The organism is Anaerotruncus sp. 80 (assembly GCF_009936115.1).
In the GTDB taxonomy this organism is placed as follows: Bacteria; Bacillota; Clostridia; order Peptostreptococcales; family Anaerovoracaceae; genus Senimuribacter; species Senimuribacter intestinalis.
Window position 1 is genome coordinate 24,088 of the sequence record NZ_QWES01000031.1, and the last position, 19,548, is coordinate 43,635.

Annotated in this window: 27 protein-coding genes and 1 tRNA gene; 23 read left to right on the forward strand and 5 right to left on the reverse strand. The window is 41.6% G+C overall.

Translation table 11 applies throughout. The annotated features are described in order from the left end of the window. The first annotated feature begins 20 nt into the window (after positions 1-20). From D1155_RS13640 to D1155_RS13710, 15 genes are all read left to right on the forward strand, one after another. On the forward strand, positions 21-1,751 hold the full coding sequence (locus D1155_RS13640; protein WP_160202973.1) for a proline--tRNA ligase: 1,731 nt from the start codon (positions 21-23) through the stop codon (positions 1,749-1,751). Positions 1,752-1,763: 12 nt separating this feature from the next. Then, entirely contained in the window at positions 1,764-2,354 is a 591-nt protein-coding gene (locus tag D1155_RS13645) for a chromate transporter (RefSeq protein ID WP_160202974.1), read from the forward strand. Continuing rightward, complete coding sequence (locus D1155_RS13650) at positions 2,351-2,875, forward strand: chromate transporter (protein WP_160202975.1); 525 nt, start codon at positions 2,351-2,353, stop codon at positions 2,873-2,875. The genes D1155_RS13645 and D1155_RS13650 overlap by 4 nt, the downstream gene beginning before the upstream one ends. After that, on the forward strand, positions 2,866-3,330 hold the full coding sequence (locus tag D1155_RS13655; protein WP_160202976.1) for an NUDIX hydrolase: 465 nt from the start codon (positions 2,866-2,868) through the stop codon (positions 3,328-3,330). Before D1155_RS13650 ends, D1155_RS13655 begins: the two co-directional genes overlap by 10 nt. A gap of 14 nt (positions 3,331-3,344) precedes the next feature. Beyond that, positions 3,345-3,821, forward strand: a complete 477-nt coding sequence (locus D1155_RS13660) for a peptidylprolyl isomerase (RefSeq protein ID WP_160202977.1) — start codon at positions 3,345-3,347, stop codon at positions 3,819-3,821. A gap of 32 nt (positions 3,822-3,853) precedes the next feature. Further along, positions 3,854-4,525, forward strand: a complete 672-nt coding sequence (cysE, locus tag D1155_RS13665; protein ID WP_160202978.1) for a serine O-acetyltransferase — start codon at positions 3,854-3,856, stop codon at positions 4,523-4,525. Continuing rightward, positions 4,512-5,912 (forward strand): cysteine--tRNA ligase, encoded by a 1,401-nt coding sequence (gene cysS, locus D1155_RS13670; RefSeq protein WP_160202999.1) that lies wholly within the window; start codon positions 4,512-4,514, stop codon positions 5,910-5,912. The genes cysE and cysS overlap by 14 nt, the downstream gene beginning before the upstream one ends. A gap of 1 nt (position 5,913) precedes the next feature. Continuing rightward, entirely contained in the window at positions 5,914-6,315 is a 402-nt protein-coding gene (locus D1155_RS13675; RefSeq protein ID WP_160202979.1) for a ribonuclease III domain-containing protein, read from the forward strand. Further along, on the forward strand, positions 6,308-7,138 hold the full coding sequence (thyA, locus tag D1155_RS13680) for a thymidylate synthase (RefSeq protein ID WP_160202980.1): 831 nt from the start codon (positions 6,308-6,310) through the stop codon (positions 7,136-7,138). The genes D1155_RS13675 and thyA overlap by 8 nt, the downstream gene beginning before the upstream one ends. A gap of 355 nt (positions 7,139-7,493) precedes the next feature. After that, positions 7,494-7,997, forward strand: a complete 504-nt coding sequence (locus tag D1155_RS13685; protein ID WP_160202981.1) for a dihydrofolate reductase — start codon at positions 7,494-7,496, stop codon at positions 7,995-7,997. After that, positions 7,984-8,877, forward strand: a complete 894-nt coding sequence (gene rlmB, locus D1155_RS13690) for a 23S rRNA (guanosine(2251)-2'-O)-methyltransferase RlmB (protein ID WP_160202982.1) — start codon at positions 7,984-7,986, stop codon at positions 8,875-8,877. Before D1155_RS13685 ends, rlmB begins: the two co-directional genes overlap by 14 nt. Then, the gene (sigH, locus tag D1155_RS13695) at positions 8,867-9,493 is read left to right on the forward strand and encodes an RNA polymerase sporulation sigma factor SigH (protein ID WP_160202983.1); all 627 of its coding nucleotides are present in this window, start codon (positions 8,867-8,869) and stop codon (positions 9,491-9,493) included. The genes rlmB and sigH overlap by 11 nt, the downstream gene beginning before the upstream one ends. Positions 9,494-9,648: 155 nt before the next feature. Next, positions 9,649-9,725 (forward strand) — tRNA-Thr (locus D1155_RS13700). A 100-nt stretch (positions 9,726-9,825) separates the two neighbouring features. Continuing rightward, positions 9,826-10,755 carry a site-specific integrase gene (locus D1155_RS13705; RefSeq protein WP_160202984.1) on the forward strand — a complete coding sequence of 310 codons (930 nt, stop codon included), beginning with the start codon at positions 9,826-9,828 and terminating at the stop codon, positions 10,753-10,755. 25 nt (positions 10,756-10,780) lie between these two features. Continuing rightward, complete coding sequence (locus D1155_RS13710; protein ID WP_160202985.1) at positions 10,781-10,969, forward strand: hypothetical protein; 189 nt, start codon at positions 10,781-10,783, stop codon at positions 10,967-10,969. A gap of 49 nt (positions 10,970-11,018) precedes the next feature. On the opposite strand, the gene D1155_RS13715 is transcribed toward D1155_RS13710, so the two are convergent. After that, positions 11,019-11,297, reverse strand: a complete 279-nt coding sequence (locus D1155_RS13715) for a hypothetical protein (protein ID WP_160202986.1) — start codon at positions 11,295-11,297, stop codon at positions 11,019-11,021. Positions 11,298-11,315: 18 nt separating this feature from the next. Beyond that, entirely contained in the window at positions 11,316-11,543 is a 228-nt protein-coding gene (locus D1155_RS13720; protein ID WP_160202987.1) for a helix-turn-helix transcriptional regulator, read from the reverse strand. Positions 11,544-11,684: 141 nt separating this feature from the next. On the opposite strand from D1155_RS13720, the gene D1155_RS13725 reads away from it, so the two are divergent. The 6 genes from D1155_RS13725 to D1155_RS13750 all read left to right on the forward strand — a co-directional run bounded on the left by D1155_RS13725 (position 11,685) and on the right by D1155_RS13750 (position 15,379). Continuing rightward, a complete protein-coding gene (locus tag D1155_RS13725; protein ID WP_160202988.1) occupies positions 11,685-11,906 on the forward strand; it encodes a hypothetical protein in 222 nt (73 codons plus the stop codon). Between the two features lie 29 nt (positions 11,907-11,935). Continuing rightward, positions 11,936-12,811 (forward strand): hypothetical protein, encoded by an 876-nt coding sequence (locus D1155_RS13730; protein ID WP_160202989.1) that lies wholly within the window; start codon positions 11,936-11,938, stop codon positions 12,809-12,811. Then, a complete protein-coding gene (locus D1155_RS13735; protein WP_160202990.1) occupies positions 12,808-12,981 on the forward strand; it encodes a helix-turn-helix domain-containing protein in 174 nt (57 codons plus the stop codon). The genes D1155_RS13730 and D1155_RS13735 overlap by 4 nt, the downstream gene beginning before the upstream one ends. Before the next feature lie 17 nt (positions 12,982-12,998). Further along, a complete protein-coding gene (locus D1155_RS13740; RefSeq protein WP_160202991.1) occupies positions 12,999-13,973 on the forward strand; it encodes an Ig-like domain-containing protein in 975 nt (324 codons plus the stop codon). Between the two features lie 369 nt (positions 13,974-14,342). Continuing rightward, a complete protein-coding gene (locus D1155_RS13745; protein WP_160202992.1) occupies positions 14,343-14,879 on the forward strand; it encodes a helix-turn-helix domain-containing protein in 537 nt (178 codons plus the stop codon). A gap of 134 nt (positions 14,880-15,013) precedes the next feature. Beyond that, positions 15,014-15,379, forward strand: a complete 366-nt coding sequence (locus D1155_RS13750) for a hypothetical protein (protein ID WP_160202993.1) — start codon at positions 15,014-15,016, stop codon at positions 15,377-15,379. A gap of 54 nt (positions 15,380-15,433) precedes the next feature. On the opposite strand, the gene D1155_RS13755 is transcribed toward D1155_RS13750, so the two are convergent. The 3 genes from D1155_RS13755 to D1155_RS13765 form a co-directional block, all read right to left on the reverse strand. After that, positions 15,434-15,871, reverse strand: coding sequence for a hypothetical protein (locus D1155_RS13755; protein WP_160202994.1), 438 nt, complete (start codon positions 15,869-15,871; stop codon positions 15,434-15,436). Positions 15,872-15,924: 53 nt separating this feature from the next. Beyond that, positions 15,925-16,293, reverse strand: a complete 369-nt coding sequence (locus tag D1155_RS13760; RefSeq protein ID WP_160202995.1) for a hypothetical protein — start codon at positions 16,291-16,293, stop codon at positions 15,925-15,927. 645 nt (positions 16,294-16,938) lie between these two features. Further along, entirely contained in the window at positions 16,939-17,109 is a 171-nt protein-coding gene (locus tag D1155_RS13765) for a ribbon-helix-helix domain-containing protein (RefSeq protein WP_160202996.1), read from the reverse strand. Positions 17,110-17,468: 359 nt separating this feature from the next. On the opposite strand from D1155_RS13765, the gene D1155_RS13770 reads away from it, so the two are divergent. Both D1155_RS13770 and D1155_RS13775 read left to right on the forward strand, forming a co-directional pair. Then, positions 17,469-18,146 (forward strand): hypothetical protein, encoded by a 678-nt coding sequence (locus D1155_RS13770; protein ID WP_160202997.1) that lies wholly within the window; start codon positions 17,469-17,471, stop codon positions 18,144-18,146. Between the two features lie 59 nt (positions 18,147-18,205). Next, entirely contained in the window at positions 18,206-19,246 is a 1,041-nt protein-coding gene (locus D1155_RS13775) for an InlB B-repeat-containing protein (RefSeq protein ID WP_160202998.1), read from the forward strand. Positions 19,247-19,548 lie beyond the last annotated feature (302 nt).

Here is a 19,548-nt window from a genome sequence, read left to right on the forward strand (position 1 = left end):
GAAAGGATCGTGAAAATAAAATGAGATTATCAAAAATGCATATTAAAACTTTAAGGGAAGTGCCAAACGAAGCGGAAATTTCCAGTCATATTCTGCTGCTTCGCACCGGCATGATTCGCAAGCTGGTTTCCGGCGTGTACGGTTTTATGCCGCTGGGCTGGAGATCAGTTCGTAAAATCGAAGAAATCGTAAGACAGGAAATGGACGCAACTGGCGCCCAGGAAATTCATATGTCTGCAGTGCAGCCTGCTGAACTCTGGGAAGAATCCGGCAGATGGTACGCATACGGACCTGAGCTTTGGAGACTGAAGGACAGAAACGGCAGAGATTTCTGTCTGGGACCTACACACGAAGAAATTTTCACCGATGTCATCAGAAATGATGTATCGTCTTATAGACAGCTTCCGATGAACCTGTATCAGATTCAGACTAAGTACAGAGATGAGGCAAGACCTAGGTTTGGTCTGATGAGAAGCAGAGAGTTCATCATGAAGGATGCTTATTCTTTCGATAAGGACTATGCAGGTCTTGACGAAAGTTACAAGACCATGTATGACGCTTACGACAGAATTTTCACCCGTTGTGGTTTGACCTTCAGACCGGTAGAAGCGGATACAGGCGCAATCGGAGGCAGCAACTCTCATGAGTTTACCGCCCTTTCCGAAGTCGGTGAAAGTGAAATCGCATACTGCGAAAGCTGTACCATGGCGGCTACCACTGAAAGAGCTGAGTGTGTAGACGCACCAGCGCAGACCGATGTGGAACTGCTTCCTATGGAGGAAGTGCATACACCGGGCACTAAGACCATCGAAGAAGTTGCAAACTTCTTAGGGCTTGATCAGACGCAGACTATCAAAGCGTTGCTCTTTGTCACTTACGATGAGAAAGGTGAAGAAAACGGTTATGTGGCAGCCTTTGTCAGAGGCGACAGAGAGCTGAACATGATTAAGCTGGTCAACGCACTGAAGATTCCAGAACATGCTATCGCATTTGCTGATGAAGAAAAGATGGCAGCAGCAACAGGCTGTGTTGGCGGTTTTACAGGCCCTTGCGGACTTCACGACTGTACCATTGTTGTGGATAGTGAACTTCCTGGTCTTGCAAACCTTTGCGCAGGCGCAAATAAGGCAGATCACCATGTGAAAAATGTCAACTACGGAAGAGATTATAAAGGGGACATTGTAACCGATCTGAAGGTGCTCAAAGAAGGAGATCCTTGTCCGATCTGCGGCGCACCAGTAAAACATGCCAGAGGCATTGAAGTGGGGCAGGTGTTTAAACTGGGAACCAAATATTCCGAGTCCATGGGTGCAAACTATGTAGATGAGAATCAGAAAGAACAGCCGATTGTAATGGGTTGTTACGGTATCGGTGTAACCAGAACTCTGGCGGCTGTCGTAGAGCAGCACCACGATGAAAACGGCATTATTTGGCCGATGTCAGTAGCGCCTTACCATGCAATCATCACTTTAGTAAAACCAGATGATGAGGTGCAGGCACGGGTTGCAGAAAGAATCTATCAGGAACTGTTAGACGCCAGAGTGGAGGTTCTGCTGGACGACAGAAAAGAGCGTCCGGGCGTTAAGTTTAAGGATGCGGATCTTCTGGGGATTCCGGTGCGAATCACTGTTGGAAAGCTGGCAGGCGAAGATAAGGTAGAATACAAGCTGAGAAGAGATGCCGAGAAGGAAGAAATCTCTGTCAGCGAAGCAATTGCAAGGGCAATTGAAATTGTAAACAGGGAAAAATAAAGCGAAATTTAAATGGGTAAAACGAGCGGAGTAAAAGAGAATATATATTTTCAGTTGTTTTGGTCCTTTTTCAAACTGGGGCTGTTCACTATCGGCGGCGGGATGGCGATGATTCCTTTGATTCAGGGAATTGTCGTGGACGAAAAACACTGGATGACAGAAGAGGAAGCTGTGGATTGTATTGCAGTCAGCCAGGGGCTTCCGGGCGTAATCGCCATCAATATGGCGACCTACATCGGACATCAGAAAAAAGGCATTGGCGGCGCGCTGGCTGCGACAGTCGGCGTGATACTGCCCAGCTTTATCATCATCATCGCCATTGTAAAACTTCTTGCAGGTATCGGTGACAGCAGTTATGTACAGGGGGCGCTGGTAGGTATAAAAGCGGCAGCCACAGGACTTATCGCCTTTTCGGCATATAAACTGGGAAAACAGGTTTTGAAAAATCCTTTCCAGTGGATTTTGGCGCTGGCGTCTTTTGGACTCATCGCAGGACTTTCTGTCAGTGCAGTTTGGGCCATTATCGGTGGCATCATCTTTGGGCTGATTTACACGAAAGTAACAGAAAAACGCAATAAACAAGACGGAGGTGGCGAGGCATGATTTATCTGCAGCTGTTTTTCGTCTTTGCAAAGATAGGACTCTTTGGCTTTGGCGGTGGGATGGCAATGCTGCCGATTATTTACCAGGGAGCGAAGCAGTTTGGACTGATGTCTGCTGATGAATTTTCCAATCTGGTCGCAATTTCTCAGGTGACTCCGGGACCGATTGCAGTGAACGCTGCAACCTATGTTGGTTTTAACTGTGCCGGATACGGTGGTGCTTTTGCAGCAACCCTTGGCGTAGCACTGCCCTCTTTTATCCTGGTGATTCTGGTATGTTATTTTATCAATAAATTCAAAGAAAGTAAGATTATCGACGGTGCTTTTGCTGGAATCAGACCGGTTACGGTAGGGCTCATTGCAGCGGCGGTCATCTTTATGGGTGAGAGCGCCTTTGCTGCGCTGAATCCGGTGGCAATTGTTATTGCGCTGGCGACGGTAATCTTAGCAGGAAAGTTTAAGGTAAGCCCCATCGCAATCATCGTCGGTGCGGGCGTGTTAGGAGCAATATTATGTGGGTAGGCGGCGTAAGGGTAGTCATTACCAATGAAGAAAAAAACAAAATTTTAATGGTAAGGCAGCACCACGAGGATAGAGATATCTGGATGGTTCCTGGCGGCGGGATTGAAGAAGGCGAAAACTCCATCGAAGCTGCGGTTCGGGAAGCGAAGGAAGAAACCGGTCTTGATATTGAAGTTGTGGGCGTAGCATGGCACATTGAAGAGGTTTCACCAGAAAGAGGGCAGCGCTTTGTCAACTATATGCTGGGAGAAATCAGAGGTGGTCAGCTGGGGCTTGGTAAAGACCCTGAGTTTGATGACGATCATCAGGTGCTCCGCGAGGTTCGCTTTATGTCCCGCGAAGAAATCAACACGTTGGAGCATATATATCCAAAATTTTTCAATGATGAAATTTGGGGTATATTAGAAGAAGAGCGAAATGGCATGACTTATTATAAATTAAGATATAAAGAATAAAGGAGACGAATAGAATGAAAACAGTAACCATCGAAATGGAAAATGGCGGTATCATGAAGGGCGAGCTTTACGAAGACGTTGCGCCGATTACCGTAGAAAATTTTGAGAAATTAGCAAACGAAGGTTTTTATAACGGATTGACTTTCCACAGAGTTATTCCGGGCTTTATGATTCAGGGCGGCTGTCCGAAGGGCAACGGCACCGGCGGACCGGGATACTGTATCAAGGGGGAATTCACCTCAAATGGTGTAAAGAATGATCTGAAGCATACCACTGGAGTTCTGTCCATGGCAAGATCGATGATGCCGGATTCTGCAGGCTCCCAGTTTTTTATCATGGTAGCTGATGCGCCGCACCTTGACGGTCAGTACGCTTCTTTTGGAAAAATTACAGAAGGTATGGAGGTTGCACAGGATATAGTCAATGTGAAAAGAGACCGCATGGACTGCCCGCTGGAACCAGTAAAGATTAAGACGATTGTAGTTGAGTAAAGATTTGGTTAAAAGTAGGAGGAATTTGTAAGATGGCTTTTTGGAAAGATGTGAGAGAGGATATTCAAACTGTGCTGAAGAAAGACCCTGCAGCGAGAAACAGTTTGGAGGTTCTGCTCTGTTACCCGGGCATCTGGGCACTGATTTGGCATAAGCCGGCTCATTTTCTCTACAAACATAATATTAAATTGCTTGCAAGAATGATTTCTCAGCTGACTAGATTTTTCACCGGTATAGAAATTCATCCGGGAGCCACCATCGGTAGGAGGTGTTTTATTGACCACGGCATGGCGGTGGTTATCGGTGAAACCACGGAAATCGGCGATGATGTGACGCTTTATCAGGGCGTGACCTTAGGCGGTACCGGAAAGGACACCGGAAAAAGGCATCCTACTATCGGAAATCGTGTCATTGTCAGCTCCGGCGCCAGAGTCCTTGGACCTTTTTCTGTGGGGGACGATGTAAAAATTGGCGCAGGTTCCATCGTTCTTAATGAGATTCCGCCAGGTTGCACGGTAGTTGGCATTCCGGGAAAAATCGTAAGACGTTACGGTGAAAGCACAGAAGATTTGAACCAGGTGGATTTACCCGACCCGGTAGCCACAGAACTTGAATGTCTGCGCAGAAGAGTGGTTATGCTGGAGAATAAACTAAATCAGCTTGCAAGCAAGGAACAGAAAGGAAATGAAGATGAAAATCTATAATACACTGACTAGAAAAAAAGAAGAATTTGTACCGATTCGCGAGGGGGAAGTTTCTATCTATGTCTGTGGTCCTACTGTATATAACTTTTTTCACATTGGAAACGCCAGACCTTTCGTTGTATTTGACACGCTGAGAAAGTACATGGAATACAGCGGCTATAAAGTAAAGTTTGTGCAGAACTTTACCGATGTTGACGATAAGATTATCAACAGAGCCAGAGAGGAGGGCATTACTGCGCCGGAAGTTTCCGAAAAATATATCGGTGAATACTATAAGGATGCGGCTGCGCTTAACGTTAAGAAAGCAGATGTACACCCGAGGGTATCTGAGCACATTCAGGAAATTATCGACTTCGTACAGACGCTCTGCGATAAAGGCTACGCCTATGAGGCGGACGGCGACGTATATTTCTCTACCAGAAAGTTTCCTGAATACGGAAAGCTTTCTAAGCAGAACATCGATGATTTGGAGTCCGGCGCTAGAATTGCGGTGGGCGAAGTAAAGCAGGACCCGCTGGATTTTGCACTGTGGAAGGCAAGAAAAACTGAAGATGAAATCGCATGGGAATCCCCATGGGGTATGGGAAGACCTGGCTGGCACATCGAGTGCTCTGCTATGTCCAAAAAGCACCTGGGCGATACCATCGATATCCACGCGGGTGGACAGGACCTGCAGTTCCCGCATCACGAGAACGAAATTGCACAGTCTGAGTGCTGCAATGGCGTACCCTTTGCCCACTACTGGATGCACAACGGTTATATCACCATTGACAACGAGAAAATGTCTAAATCCAAGGGCAACTTCTTTACTGTAAGAGACATTCTAAAGGAGTATAGCGGAGAGGTTATGCGCTTCTTCCTGCTTTCCGGTCATTACAGAAGCCCGATTAACTTCTCTGACGCTCTGATGGAGCAGGCGAAGAACGGTCTTTCCAGAATGGCAAACTGTAAAGAAAACCTGACGTATCTGACGACAGCAGGGGCAGAAGGTCCTATGACCGAGGCAGAAAAAGAGCAGCTGAAAGGTTACGATACATTCCGGGCGGCATTTGTGAAAGCTATGGACGATGATTTGAATACTGCTGACGCAATCAGTGCAGTCTTCGAGCTGGTAACCGCGGCAAATACTGCAGTAAAGGACGGCGCGACAAGAGAATTTGCGAAAGCGTCTTTGGATACGCTGATGGAATTTGCTGACGTGCTAGGTCTTTTGCAGGTAGAAGAAGACAGCGCCATCGACGAAGAAATTCAGAAGCTGGTTGATGAGAGGCAGGAAGCGAGAAAGGCAAAGAATTTTGCAAGAGCTGACGAAATCAGAGATCTGTTGAAGGAAAAGGGCATTACACTCAAGGACACCCCACAGGGCGTGCAGATAATAAAAGAGTAATATGGAACAATTCAATCCAAGGGAAATAAACACAACGGCATTGGCTTTTATAGGCGATGCCGTTTATGAAGTATTTATAAGAAAACATGTGATGGAAAGCGGTCAGAAAAATGCGGACATGCTGCATAAGATGGCGGTGACTTATGTGCGAGCGGAGGCGCAGGCAAAAGCTATAAAATCCTTGATGAGGGACTTTCTCACAGAAGAGGAAACTGCGATTGTAAAGCGTGCCAGAAATCACAAAAGCGTATCAAAATCCAGAAGCGCAGGACCGGTGGCGTATAAGCTGGCGACGGCTTTTGAGGCTTTAATCGGATATCTATATCTGGATGGACAGGATGAACGCATGACAGAAATAGTAAAGGAAGCCGTGGGCAGAATAGAAGGAGATAAGAATGAGTAAAGCAGATGTGTTATTTGTCAATATGTGCCGCGGCATTTTAGACCATGGCTTTTCTACAGAAGGACAGCAGGTTCGTGCAAAATGGGCAGACGGTGCTCCCGCGCACACCATCAAGAATTTCGGGGTAGTGAATCGCTATGATTTACAGGAAGAGTTTCCGGCGCTGACCCTGCGCCCGACTGCAATCAAGTCTGCGGTGGATGAAATGCTGTGGATTTGGCAGAAGAAGTCAAATAATGTAAATGATCTGAACAGCCATATTTGGGATTCCTGGGCTGATGAAACCGGCTCTATTGGAAAAGCCTATGGCTATCAGTTAGGTGTGAAATATCGCTTTGCCCAAGGCGAGATGGATCAGGTGGACAATGTCATTTGGCAGCTTAAGAATACGCCGTACTCCAGACGGATTATGACTAACATTTATAATTTCAATGATTTAATGGAAATGGGACTGGAGCCGTGCGCATACAGTATGACTTTTAATGTGACGGGAGATAGACTGAACGCTATTTTGAATCAGCGTTCGCAGGATATTCTGACCGCCAACAATTGGAATGTAGTGCAGTATTCCGTACTGGTACATATGCTGGCGCAGGTTTGCGGACTGGTTCCTGGCGAACTGGTGCACGTTATCGCTGACGCCCATATTTACGATCGCCATGTGCCGATTGTAGAGGAACTAATCGAAAGACCTCAGTATCCGGCGCCGAAGTTCAGACTCAATCCGGACGTAAAGGATTTTTATGACTTTACCGTGGACGACATTATAATCGAAGATTACCAGAAAAATCCACAGGTAAAAAACATCCCTGTGGCGATTTAATTGCGGTAATTCAGCTATGGTATTTCAGCTGCGATGGCATTGCCAAATTTTGAAATTTTTTGCGGTTTTGTCAATAAATCGGCAAAAATCTCGGCTAATATTGCGGTTTTCGATGCAATTTTGACAAAATTGAAAAGAAATCGGAAATCTGTCAATTTTGTCAAGGTTTTGGAGTGAAAACATTGCCTGGATTGACAAAAAACAAAAGTTTTGGCAATTTTGTCAAAGTTGATAGGAAAATATCGTTGTTTGCGCGATAAATATCGGCTGAACATTGACAAAAAATTAGGAAAAAGAATAATTTGTCAATGTTGCCGATCGAAAGATAGCATCCACTAGGGCGAAGGGAGATTTTATGAAACTGATACTTGCGACAGACAAAAACTGGGCCATTGGCAATCAGGGCGGACTGCTCTGTCACCTTTCAGGTGATTTGAAATATTTTAAGGAGAGAACGACCGGAAAAACTGTGGTGATGGGCAGAGCGACACTGGAAAGTTTGCCCGGCGGCAAACCGCTTCCAAACCGTGAAAATATTGTGCTTTCCACCAGAGCCGATTACGCGCCTTCCGGCGTAACCGTGGTGCATTCTGAAGAAGAACTTTCTGCGGTGCTGGCAGGCCTGGATTCTGACGAAGTCATGATTATCGGCGGTGGAAAGGTCTACAGAGATTTTTTGCCTAAATGTGACACCTGCTATATTACTAAGATTTACGCGGAATTTCCGGCAGATACCTGGTTTGTCAATCTGGATGAAATGCCGGAATTTGAGGTAGTTTGGGAAAGTGAACTGCAGGAGGAAAAAGGAATCTGTTACCAGTTTTTTGAATATAGGAGAAAAGAAGATGGCAAAAAATAAAAGAGACTGGGCATCTATTAACGCCCGCAAGGGCAAAGCCTACAGAGCGCCAGAGGAAGCGAAGGCAAGCCGCAGAAGTGAGAGAAATACAAAGTCTGCGGGAACTAAAACGAGACAAGGTGAAGAAAAGTTTTGGCAGGCAGAACTTCCGGCAGGCGCGATTTTAGGCAGAAACCCTGTGATAGAAGCGCTTAGAAATGACAGAGAAATGGAAAAAATTCTGGTCGGAAAAGGCGCAGAGGGCTCCATTGCGAAGATTATTGCCATGGCAAAAGAAAAGGCAATTCCCATTTATCAGAGCGATAAACAGACTCTGGACAGAATTGCCGGCGGTGCGCCTCACCAGGGGGTCATTGCCTATGCTTCAGCCTACCATTATAGTGAGATGGAGGATATCTATGCCAAAGCAGAGGCGGCGGGAGAGCAGCCTTTAATTGTGATTCTCGACAATCTGGAAGATCCGCATAATCTGGGCGCAATCATGCGTAGTGCCGAGTGCGCAGGTGCTCATGGCGTGATTATTCCAAAACGCCGCTCTTGCGGATTGACGGAAACCGTAGCAAAATCTTCTGCTGGTGCAGTCGAGTACATGCCTTGTGTCAAAGTTGCCAACATTGGACAGGCAATTGATGCACTGAAAGAAGATGGATTCTGGATTGCTGCCTGTGATATGGACGGTGTGACCTATTATCAGCAGGATTTAACCGGAAAACTTGCAATCGTGATTGGAAGTGAGGGGGCTGGCATTAGCCCGCTGGTTAAAAAGAAGTGTGATTTTACAGTTTCCATGCCGATGGTTGGAAATATCACTTCTTTGAACGCCTCCAATGCGGCGGCAGTTTTGCTATATGAGGTGCGCAGACAGAGAGATGGAAAATAATAAAGATTTAAATATCCTTACCGATGAATCCATTGTAAAAATGGCGCAGGAGGGAAGTAGTACTGCTTATGAATATCTCATTGACAAGTATAAAGAACTTGCCAAGATGAAGTCCAAGACTTATTTTATTGCTGGCGGTGATATAGAGGATGTAGTGCAGGAAGGTATGATTGGGATTTTTAAAGCGATTCGTGACTATGACGAGACCCAGGCAGCTTCTTTTCGTACCTTTGCGGAGCTTTGCGTCAATCGCCAGATTATTACTGCAATTAAAGCGGCGAATCGTCAGAAACATCAGATTCTCAATGAGTCTGTGTCCCCGAACTCTCAGGCGGAGAATGCTGAAAATGGGGAAGCAGCCGCTTTGTCAGAGCGACTTGCGGCAAATAGCGCAGACACGGACCCAGAAGCGATGATGCTGATGAGAGAAGTTGTAGATTTTCTGAAAGCCAACGAGCATGATATTTTTAGTCCTCTGGAAAAAAAGGTGTGGAACCATATGCTCAAAGGAGAAGAGTATAGGGAAATTGCGGGGCATCTGCACCGCTCTACTAAGACAGTGGACAATGCTATTCAGCGAATCAAGAAAAAGATACAGCGATTTTTAGAAAATTGAATTGGAGAAAGCGGGAAGAAAGGCTTTATACGTAGCAAAGGCATAAAACCTTGTGCGCAACCGCTTTTTATCGATTTTCATGACCGCGGTGAAGATTTGTAAATTTGCCATTGACAAAGAGCCGAAAATATAGTAATATATAGAACGATTGGTATGCTGTTGTAGCTCAGTAGGTAGAGCACTTCCTTGGTAAGGAAGAGGTTCGGCAGTTCGAATCTGCTCAACAGCTCCAAGTATAGAAGACGTTGGAATTCCAGCGTCTTTTGTTTTTGTGTGATGAAGAAAGACCGCTTCCGTAAATGTGGAAAATTTGGAAAGGAAGCGGTTTAACTATGAAAAAAATTATGATGAATGATGTTGCTGAAAAGTCAATAAAAAAAGTTTTTGACGACTTTGTTTTATCAGCAAAGGCAAAAGGTCGAGCTGGTGTTACAATTAAGAAATATTATGAGCATTTACAGAGTATTTCAAAGCATTTAGACATTGAAGAGCCTTTAAGCGAATTAACAAAAGCGAAACTGAATAAAATGGTGGTATCCATGCGAGAAGCAGGACTGGCGCAAAATAGTGTCAGCAGTTATGTTAGAGTCATGAAAACTTTTTTGAACTGGTGTAATCAAGAAGGTATTAGTGGACTAAGCATAGAAGGTGTAAAGGAAATTGAAACAATCAAGCCGACTTATACAGATGAAGAACTGGAAAAACTCTTAAAAAAACCGAAGAAAGAGAGTGGCTTTTGTGAATATAGAAATTGGGTAATTATAAATTTTCTTATGAATAGCGGTTGCCGTGCGGCGACGATAAGAAATATACGAAATGAAGATGTGGATATAGCGGCAAAGCAAGTTAATTTCAGGCACACGAAGAATAAAAAAGTACAGATTATTCCACTTTGCAATGTGATGTGTTCAATTCTTTCGGAGTATATGGCAATCAGAAAAGGGAAGCTATCTGATTATCTATTTTGCAATCAATATGGCGAGCAACTCACAGACAATGCTTTGCGTCTGGCTATAGTGCATTATAACAATTCAAGAGGAGTAAAGAAAACGAGTATTCATTTATTCAGGCATACTTTCGCGAGAAAGTATTTGATAGATTGCGGAGGAGATGCTTTCACCCTTCAAAAAATACTTGGACATTCGACTTTAAAGATGACAAAACATTATTGCGCTATATTTGATTCTGATATTGCAAACAACTATGAACAGCTTTCCCCACTAGCCCAGATACAAAGAGAAGGAAAACGAATAAAGCGTTAAGGGATATTGATGAGGAGGAAGTACAATGATAGATAAGCCTGATATTTGTAAGAACACTGAACTTTACGGATATATGACAAAGTGGGAGTATGAAGATGTAGCAGAGGGTATGAATGAAGTGGAGTTGGAAGCTTTAAACCGTCTGGTAACTTGCGCCTATAAAGAGGGCGTTAGAGATGGAATCTTCATAGCTGAAGAACTCAATACAAAATAGAACGAAGAGGGAAGAACTTTGAACTTCCCTCTTCATTTTTTAACATCTTTTAACATATATGAACATCTATAAAATCTTTATACTCTAAAATGCGCGAAGATAAAAAATGCCTTTGGGGAGTATCAAAGGTAGAATCTAAATCAATATTTAAAGGATATTCCAAAAGTGCAAAATCACTGGTAACAGTTTGGCGCGTGCTGTGAATATCATAATCCCTTTCTAAGTGGTGCAGGATTTCGCGCATACTAAGTCCATGAGTTTCATCAGTGTATTTCTTTAGAATTTGATAGACGGCGAAAAGCCGAGCTTTTTGGTTGTCAGATTTCATAATATGTACCTCTTCAAATTAATCTCTAAAATCAAATAATTCTTTCGGTGTAATCTCTAAAACTTCGCAAAGCTTAAAAATGACATCTAAAGAGACGCCAACGGTTGCTAACTCTATAGCGCTCATATGGCTGCGGTCAATGTCTAACAGTTCCGCAAGCTGTAGTTGAGTTAATCCTTGCTTTTTTCGATAAAATGCGATATTCAATCCTAAATTTTTATAGCTTTTGATATAGGTTTTGTTCATTCTATTCACCTCGTTATAATTTTATGGTGTTTTTTAAATGGAATAAACCTTGTAAAACAAGTATTATGACTGTTGACACAAGTCATAAGCTGGAATATAATAAGGATAAATCGGAATGAATAAAAGAAAGGATAAATCGATATGAATGAAGACTATATGAAAGTATTAAAAAAGATAAAAGAAAAGGCGGAAGAAACTACTGACGGATTTTTAGTTTCTGTTTCTCTTGACGTTCGTAGTGAGAAGCGCGCAGAATTGGTGAAGTATATGGAGCAAGAGGGATATATTGAAAAAGTGGACTTTATAGGGAAATCTAATATTAGTTGTAAAGTAACACAGAAACTTTTGGAAAGTGAATTTTAGAACGGATACTAGGAAATGGAGGAGTGCTTATGGCAATTGTTCAAGGAAAGGATAGCAGAGAAGTTCCGATTTTAGTAAAAGGAACTGAACGCACATTTGTTGACGCATTTGAGAGTGAAGCTATACAAAGTCTAAATTCACAGGGTAAGAGAGTAATTCATATTGAGAGAACCAAAAGAGCTGCTGGGATTACGGAGTTTTCACAGTATCACGTCATAATTAATTTTCTATGGGAAGCTGATACGGAAGACCCGAAGTACAAAGCTTTTTTAGCTAAAGAAAAATGGAAAGAGGATAGTGCCAAAGCAGCAGAACTTGCTGAGAAAGCGAAAAAGGAACAAGAAGAAGCAGCATATAGAAAAATGCGGACTACTTCATTTTGGCAGGAACATTCCTTGGAAAAAGAAAAGTTAGAGGAAGAACGGGACTGGATAATGGCGAAGTCAAGGTGGGGTAGGCTGGCGCAAAAGCGAATTGATATAATTGATAAAATACTTACTAGAGAAAGAGAGGGAACGGAATTTTCAAAATATGAAGAAATTCAGATGCAGTCACGGGAGCTATTTGCATTAAGGCTAGAAAAACCAAAAGTATATACGCAGTGTATAACTGAAATTCCTGAACTTAGGGAAATAGACAATGTTGCAGGGTTGGAAATGAAAAAAACTAACATAGATGGTGTGTTTTATTGTGCGCTGGTTGGAGCAGGCGCTTTCTTGTTTTTCGGAAGTATCATTCCGGGGATAGTGCGTGTTGTGTCGTACTTAATTGTATGTCTTTGCGCATTTCTCGTAGTGGGAAGTGTTGCTTTGGAAAGGGATAACTGGAAAAAAGCGGGGAAGCTAAAGGAACTGGAGAAAGCATTGAAGAAGTTTGAAAAAAGAAAGGATGAGTTTTTTGAATGAGTGATTCGGTTGGTGTAAAAGTAATGGCAGAAAAATGGGGTTATTCAGAAGCCACCATAAGGAAATGGTGTAGAGAGAAAAAGATTACAGGTGTTGACCAAGATGCACCAGGTAGCCCTTGGCGTATTCCCAAAGATGCAAAATGTCCACGACCTATAAAGAAGAAATAAATAAAGGAGAAATGAAAATGAAAGATGTAATTAAGAGAAGTATAACAATTTCTGTTATTCTGGCATTGCTTTTGACTTTAATGACGGCATTTGTTACAGATGAAACTTTTGCGGCAAGTAAAACGCATTTGAAGAAAAAGGCGATTTCGTTAGAGGCAGGTGATACATATCAGCAAAAGCTTATTTTGTCAAATGGAAAAACTGTGAAATCAACTAAAGTCAAATGGAAAAGTTGTTATACGCGGGTAGCTACAATTTCATCAACTGGAAAAATTACAGCAAAATATCATGGTACAGCAAAGTTAAAGGCAACTTATAAAGGAAGAACGTATACTTTTAGGGTCACGGTGACAGATTATAGGTTTAAGTATTCTCAATATACTATTGATGTTGGAAAAAGTAAAGTTGTAAAATTGTGCAAATATCTTCCAGAAGAAGAAATCTCTCCTCAAAAGGTTGACTTTTGGAGTGAAAATGAAAATATAGCAACTGTATCCAGTGATGGTAAGGTGAATGGTATTGCAGGGGGAGATACAAAAGTATGGGCTGAATATAAAGGAAAGATGTATTCATGTAAAATACATGTATATATACCGCCTAAAACTGGTAGTGTAACTTGTATAACTCCACTGCCTTGTGCCTGTATAAGCAATTCGGGTGTAATTTTTCGCGTGGATTCCTTAAATGGAAAGCTTGAATACAAAGGAAGTCTTCTCAGGATAAATATTGAGGGAGTTTGTACTGGCATTTTACCAAGTAGTTATGGGGGAACTAAAACGGAAGGATATGGAAGAATAAACTATAGAGTATATGATTCAAAAGGATATGTGGTGGACTCAGGGAGATTTACCACAGATAAAGTTCGAGTAGGAGATAGAATAAAACTTCAAAAATCAGTTTTTCCAGAGGGTTATTTAGATTCTTCTATTAACTTGATTGATGACTATACGATTGAGATTTATGGTGATGTAAGCACATCATCTGCACTTTAACTTCATCGGGAATTAATCCACATGGCGGTGGCTGTGTGGATTTTTTTATCTGAATTTCCACCCGCTTCAAAATTTGAGAGTCTTTTAAAATCCATATATAATATTTATAGAAAGTGAATAAAGAAGAAACTGCGGCAGGTGCAATTTTACCGCGAAGGAATTGACTTTAAAATTTTCGGTGCTTTTACCGCCTGAAATTAGTGGAGGGGGTCGCCCCAAATACTCACATATATATAGATATAATATATTAAATTAAATTTCTTTTCTACGGCTCAGCCGTTATAGATATATGTGAAACGTACGGCAATCCACTACTTGTCGCACGTTTCTTTTTTATTCTCTTCAAATACATCAAAAGGAGAAATAAAAATGAGTTACAAACAGAGTTTTGTACTATACGAAAGCGTATATGCGCAGTTTGAGCGGCTTTTAAAAGCAGAGAAGTTAGAGGGCGCGAACCGCTATATAGATGCGGTGATGCAGTATGGGTTATATGGAGTAGTGCCAGATGAAGAAGATGAGGTATGGCTTTATGGTCTTGATAATGTGATAGCGAGTATTGATAGCGCCAAGTCAAACTATCGAAAGAAAATCAATATTCCAAAAGAAGACCTTGAAAATTATTTGAGACAGGGAATGACGCAGGCTAAAATTGCAGAGATATTTAATTGTTCAGTAGATACGATTCAAAGAAGAATCAAGGAGTATGGTTTAAACATTTTGCCACCAGAAGAATATTTTTTTGATGACGATACCGCAGATACCGCAACAAGCAGTATAGAAACAGGGCGCAATTATCTTTCTCATTCACATTCTTTTTCTCATTCTGATTTCTATTCTACTTCTCAAGAGGATAAAGAAAATAGTAATGGAGATATAGTGACGGCAAAAGACTTAGGGTTCTAAGAAGGACGAGAAGAAGCGAGATTATAGAAATTTTTCATGGGGTATATGTTGCAGGATAGGGCAGTTTCGTTTTAAAAAATTTGCTCTTTTCCCAGAATGTATCCCGATAGCTTAAGTATCAAGGAGAACAGAATATGAGCAAGCGTTATAGAGGGAGTTTTGGAGATATTGGAAATGGAAAAACAGGATATTTTCCAAATGGTGCAATGGACGGACACGGTGGCAGAGGTAGCGAACATAGGGAAGAAATGCGGCAGATAGCCGCAGAAGTCGCTGAACAGCAAATAAAGGCACTTGTGCCGCAGATGGTATTACAGATTTATAAAGCGTCGATAAAGAATATATTGCGAGGGCTACAGTACGATATTGAAACAGCAGTAAATATTGCTTTTGATGATGGTAGGGATATCTTTAGCAGTAGCAAATGTAGAAAGATAGTTTCTGACGCAATTTATAAAGAACTTTTGAAAGGATTAGGAAATCTGACGATTAACATATGATTCAAAAACGCAGAAAAGGCGTGGCTACTTTTGTAGTCATACCTTTTCTTTTTCTTATGCGGCATTTGCGGTTACTTCCCTTAAAATGCGGTCGGCGGCGGTAAGGTCATATTGCGGAATCAGATTGCCTTTTTCGTCAAATTGTGGGAGTTCTTCATAGGCTGGGAAAGTTGCATTAAACCAGTTCTTGACGAAAGCATATGGGGAAGATGTCCCTTTTGACAGTTCTCTAACCTCTGCAAACCTCTTCAAGAGAATTGTAGAATCCGGCTGGCAGGAGATATACTTTACCATCTTGTCATAGGTGATTTGCTTATTTTTTTTTCTCGTCCTTGTAGTTTCTGTGATGATTCTAAAGTCTTTGAAATCTTCTCTGATTTTTACTAACAAGTTATATTCTTCATTGGCAGGGTTTTGCGCCAATTTGCAGAAATTCTTAGAAATAGTAATTGTCTTTGCGGTAAAATTGATTTTATAATTCTTATTATTCATTTTTTAATTCCTTTCTTTTTACATTTATAATATAGTGGTATTTGTTGTCTGTTTTATTCTGCCATGTCCAAAACGTTATTGTATGACTCTTTATATTTGCTTAAGAACCATTTCTTGGTGAAGGGATAAGAGGAACCTCTTGCGGCAGAGTAGGTCTTGATTTCTTCAAACTCATTTAATGCTTTATTTCTTTCCTCTTCATTTACTTCTATCAGCTTGATATGAGCAATCATAGCTTCAAAGGTGAGTTTGTTATATGTCTTTTTTGTGGTCTGCTTGATTGTAACGATGAAGTCAGGCTCGTCTTTTTTTGCGTCTTTTAATATTTTGTATTCTGGAGAGCCGTACTTGCAGGCTTTCTTGTAAAATGCGCTGGAGACTTCAATAGTGTTGTTTGTGTAATTCATAATAACTGCTTTCATTTTCTTCTTCCTTTCTGCCATCTCTGTGGCGTAGCGTTCGGTCGCAACCCTAATTATATCTTTGAAATTTTGTGTTTCTCAATTTCTGAATATATCATAGCAAACTAAAATTACAGTTGCAAATTTTGCAAAAAAATTATTTATATGGTATAATAAAATATTTATGTTTATTGAAATGACTTTGCTTTAGGTGAGTAGATGTAAAGAGATGTATGGAAGATGTTGAAAGATGTTAAAAGGATATTCTGGTATGTTAAAAAATGTTGTAAAACCTTTATAAAACGTTGAAAAACCAACGGAAATTGGATTGAATTTTGCTCAAAAATATGATATAATTAAAATAGAAAAGGGAAGCGGTCTAATTAGTAATAAATCATGCGCTTTAAAACTAAAAGATTGAACAATACTATTGGAATTTTAACGTTTTCGCGTTCAACCAGCGGAGCGGAGCGACGCAGTAGGTAGAGCACTTCCTTGGTAAGGAAGAGGTTCGGCAGTTCGAATCTGCTCAACAGCTCCAAGTATAGAAGACGTTGGAATTCCAGCGTCTTTTGTTTTTGTGTGATGAAAGATTGCCTCTTGTAAATTGCAGAGAATCAGAAAAGGGCGAGGTTTCAGCTTCATTGTTACTTCTCAGGTACTCATTTAATTCTCAAATTCTATATTTTGCAGGGCGAAGATGATGCACTGATTGATGAATTCATTTCTGCTTAGGTCTGCCTTTCCTGCATTTTCATCGATGGATTTTAATAGGTCAGAGGTAAGCCGTATGGAAATTACTTCTTTATCTTGTTTCTGTGGAATAAATTTTGCCATAATTCAAATCCTTTCTTTACATAATTGTATTCGCTGTGATATGATTTGTATGTATTCAAAAAATAATGCTAAAAAATGAATACAAAAATAAATGTAAATATATTTTGAAGCTATCCTAAACGCGGCTTAGCGCGGCTTAAATGCAGTTAGCATGATAAAAGAAATATTTTGTTTATTAAAGGAATTGAAATTTTTGGGAGTAGGTGACAAAATATAACAAGAATCTAACCTAAATCATGATATGATAAGTCCACTGAGTTAATATTATAATTTCATGCAGTTGAATTGCCGGTGTGCTGCGGCTGCAGTGAAATCAACAATGAAAAGAATAAGGGCTTTATAGGAGAAAGGAAGAAAATATGAAAACATTAAAAAAGTTTAGCTGCTTGATTATGGCACTCATGATTGCAATGTCACTGCAGCTGAGTTTTGCAGCAGCAGAGATTTCGGATGGAGAAAGCCCTTCGATTTCCAATGAAAAAATTACAAGAGATAATTACAATGATTACGTAGATGCAATGGAGGCGGAATTAAACGGAGACAATGTAATTGCGCCGGATTACACAGATGAAAAAACCTTTGGAACCTATGCGCGGCTGCATTTTGATGGATGGAACGTACAGGTTACTGATTATAAGTTTGATGGTCTGCAGGTTACACTGACCTTGCAGGCAGATGAAGGATATGTGCTGCCTGCCGCTTTGCCAGACAGAGAGAGTAGGCCCGGATCGGGAAATTGGATTGCGCAGGTGCCGAGACTGGTCGGATCGACTGCCAATGATAACAAATATACAGTAGATGAAAACGGAATCGGTACTTTGACTTTCAGAGCAAGAAACGAGGCTGACGCAAGCTCAGGGATTGTCGGTGCACGATTGGATTCCCAGGATTCTTACTATTCTGTGCCTGTACTCGTTTTTGCGGCGGCGGTTCCTCAGGGAGAGAAAGAATCCACTTATCTGAAGGATTATCGTTTTGCCAATGTGGAGCACAGAGCAAACTACAAGACCGGCTATCTTGGCTATGAGCTACAGTAAAGCCAGAATCTTTCCGCCTGACAGGTTCAAGAACCTATCTGACAAAACAAAATACAGATTTGAAAATCTATGTACGTGCGCAGGAAAACTTTGCGCCGATGGAAGTGGGCGGATATATTAAAACGGGAATTACAGACAGTCCGGATAAAACTGATTATTCAAATCGATATATTGTTTTTAATGTGGGACGAAACAACGTGTCTTCTAAAGAAATCTTTTACCAGCCAACTCTCTTTACTGTAAATGTTTGGGATGCGGCACAGAGTACGTGGGTGAGAGTTGCTGCATACGATTATTATCATGAGGATAATGAAATCAGATTTGCAGAACTTTTAGGAAATCGTTTTGATGTAGAAGGCAAAAAGATTACAAGTCTCAATCTGCAGACTTATCAGTATGACCAGACGATGAGTCAGATTCAGACTTCGAAGCTGGATTCGCGGGAAGTTGGACTGGATTATACCCTTTCCACAAAGAAAGATGATTTTGATGTGCAGTGGGTGAACAGCGGTACTGAAAAGGTTGACGAAAGCGATGCTTCCAGCCTGAGATTCCGTCAGGGTGATATTTATGTTACACCGAGATATACAGATTGCTTTACTGTAACCTTTGTGGATTATAACGGCAACGTTTTAAAGAGTGAAGAAGTGCTCGCCGGTCAGGATGCAGCAGCTCCTGAAGATCCTGTGCGCAGCGGCTACCGCTTTACGGGATGGGATAAAGAATTTACCAATGTACAGGAGGATCTGACCGTCACAGCGCAGTACCGGAGTACCTATATTCCGGTAACGCCGCCGACAGAAATTGAGGATCCGGATGTTCCCCTTGATCCAAATCCGGGAGAAGAAAATCCAGACGATCCTGGCGATGTGGATATTGATGAGCCGGATGTACCTTTAGCACCTGGCATTGATATTGACGAGCCTGATACTCCAAAGGCTGATAAACCGAATAAAACTGAAAAGAAGAATGACAACGGTACTGCAAAGAACAGTTCCCCAAAGACCGGAGATGACGCATTTTTGTGGCTGGCAGTATGGATGATGATTCTGGCAGCAGCAGGGACTGGCTGTGCAGCACTAATCTATAAACGGAAATAGAATAGACGCAAGTAGAGCTACAGTGAAAAAGGACGTATGTAAAACGTCCTTTTTTGATGCAGCTGTATTCATTGGCAGATTGCTTTGGTTTTACCGCAGTTTTACCATGGAAATGACTTGTAAACTACAGAAAACTATGCTAAAATATTTTTTAGGTTTGAGCAAAACCCAATAAGCAGATTTGGGGACGCCCAAGTCCGCCTTTCTAAAAAATAACGTTATACAATTAGGAGGAAAACAAAAATGGCAAAAGCAAAATTTGAGAGAACCAAACCGCATATCAATATCGGAACCATTGGCCA

What these genes read in the sequence shown, in the direction of transcription:
- D1155_RS13640 (WP_160202973.1), top strand. Translation starts at nt 21, where the DNA reads ATGAGATTATCAAAAATGCATATTAAAACTTTAAGGGAAGTGCCAAAC.
- D1155_RS13645 (WP_160202974.1), top strand. Translation starts at nt 1,764, where the DNA reads ATGGGTAAAACGAGCGGAGTAAAAGAGAATATATATTTTCAGTTGTTT.
- D1155_RS13650 (WP_160202975.1), top strand. Translation starts at nt 2,351, where the DNA reads ATGATTTATCTGCAGCTGTTTTTCGTCTTTGCAAAGATAGGACTCTTT.
- D1155_RS13655 (WP_160202976.1), top strand. Translation starts at nt 2,866, where the DNA reads ATGTGGGTAGGCGGCGTAAGGGTAGTCATTACCAATGAAGAAAAAAAC.
- D1155_RS13660 (WP_160202977.1), top strand. Translation starts at nt 3,345, where the DNA reads ATGAAAACAGTAACCATCGAAATGGAAAATGGCGGTATCATGAAGGGC.
- cysE (WP_160202978.1), top strand. Translation starts at nt 3,854, where the DNA reads ATGGCTTTTTGGAAAGATGTGAGAGAGGATATTCAAACTGTGCTGAAG.
- cysS (WP_160202999.1), top strand. Translation starts at nt 4,512, where the DNA reads ATGAAAATCTATAATACACTGACTAGAAAAAAAGAAGAATTTGTACCG.
- D1155_RS13675 (WP_160202979.1), top strand. Translation starts at nt 5,914, where the DNA reads ATGGAACAATTCAATCCAAGGGAAATAAACACAACGGCATTGGCTTTT.
- thyA (WP_160202980.1), top strand. Translation starts at nt 6,308, where the DNA reads ATGAGTAAAGCAGATGTGTTATTTGTCAATATGTGCCGCGGCATTTTA.
- D1155_RS13685 (WP_160202981.1), top strand. Translation starts at nt 7,494, where the DNA reads ATGAAACTGATACTTGCGACAGACAAAAACTGGGCCATTGGCAATCAG.
- rlmB (WP_160202982.1), top strand. Translation starts at nt 7,984, where the DNA reads ATGGCAAAAAATAAAAGAGACTGGGCATCTATTAACGCCCGCAAGGGC.
- sigH (WP_160202983.1), top strand. Translation starts at nt 8,867, where the DNA reads ATGGAAAATAATAAAGATTTAAATATCCTTACCGATGAATCCATTGTA.
- D1155_RS13705 (WP_160202984.1), top strand. Translation starts at nt 9,826, where the DNA reads ATGAAAAAAATTATGATGAATGATGTTGCTGAAAAGTCAATAAAAAAA.
- D1155_RS13710 (WP_160202985.1), top strand. Translation starts at nt 10,781, where the DNA reads ATGATAGATAAGCCTGATATTTGTAAGAACACTGAACTTTACGGATAT.
- D1155_RS13715 (WP_160202986.1), bottom strand. Translation starts at nt 11,297, where the DNA reads ATGAAATCTGACAACCAAAAAGCTCGGCTTTTCGCCGTCTATCAAATT.
- D1155_RS13720 (WP_160202987.1), bottom strand. Translation starts at nt 11,543, where the DNA reads ATGAACAAAACCTATATCAAAAGCTATAAAAATTTAGGATTGAATATC.
- D1155_RS13725 (WP_160202988.1), top strand. Translation starts at nt 11,685, where the DNA reads ATGAATGAAGACTATATGAAAGTATTAAAAAAGATAAAAGAAAAGGCG.
- D1155_RS13730 (WP_160202989.1), top strand. Translation starts at nt 11,936, where the DNA reads ATGGCAATTGTTCAAGGAAAGGATAGCAGAGAAGTTCCGATTTTAGTA.
- D1155_RS13735 (WP_160202990.1), top strand. Translation starts at nt 12,808, where the DNA reads ATGAGTGATTCGGTTGGTGTAAAAGTAATGGCAGAAAAATGGGGTTAT.
- D1155_RS13740 (WP_160202991.1), top strand. Translation starts at nt 12,999, where the DNA reads ATGAAAGATGTAATTAAGAGAAGTATAACAATTTCTGTTATTCTGGCA.
- D1155_RS13745 (WP_160202992.1), top strand. Translation starts at nt 14,343, where the DNA reads ATGAGTTACAAACAGAGTTTTGTACTATACGAAAGCGTATATGCGCAG.
- D1155_RS13750 (WP_160202993.1), top strand. Translation starts at nt 15,014, where the DNA reads ATGAGCAAGCGTTATAGAGGGAGTTTTGGAGATATTGGAAATGGAAAA.
- D1155_RS13755 (WP_160202994.1), bottom strand. Translation starts at nt 15,871, where the DNA reads ATGAATAATAAGAATTATAAAATCAATTTTACCGCAAAGACAATTACT.
- D1155_RS13760 (WP_160202995.1), bottom strand. Translation starts at nt 16,293, where the DNA reads ATGAAAGCAGTTATTATGAATTACACAAACAACACTATTGAAGTCTCC.
- D1155_RS13765 (WP_160202996.1), bottom strand. Translation starts at nt 17,109, where the DNA reads ATGGCAAAATTTATTCCACAGAAACAAGATAAAGAAGTAATTTCCATA.
- D1155_RS13770 (WP_160202997.1), top strand. Translation starts at nt 17,469, where the DNA reads ATGAAAACATTAAAAAAGTTTAGCTGCTTGATTATGGCACTCATGATT.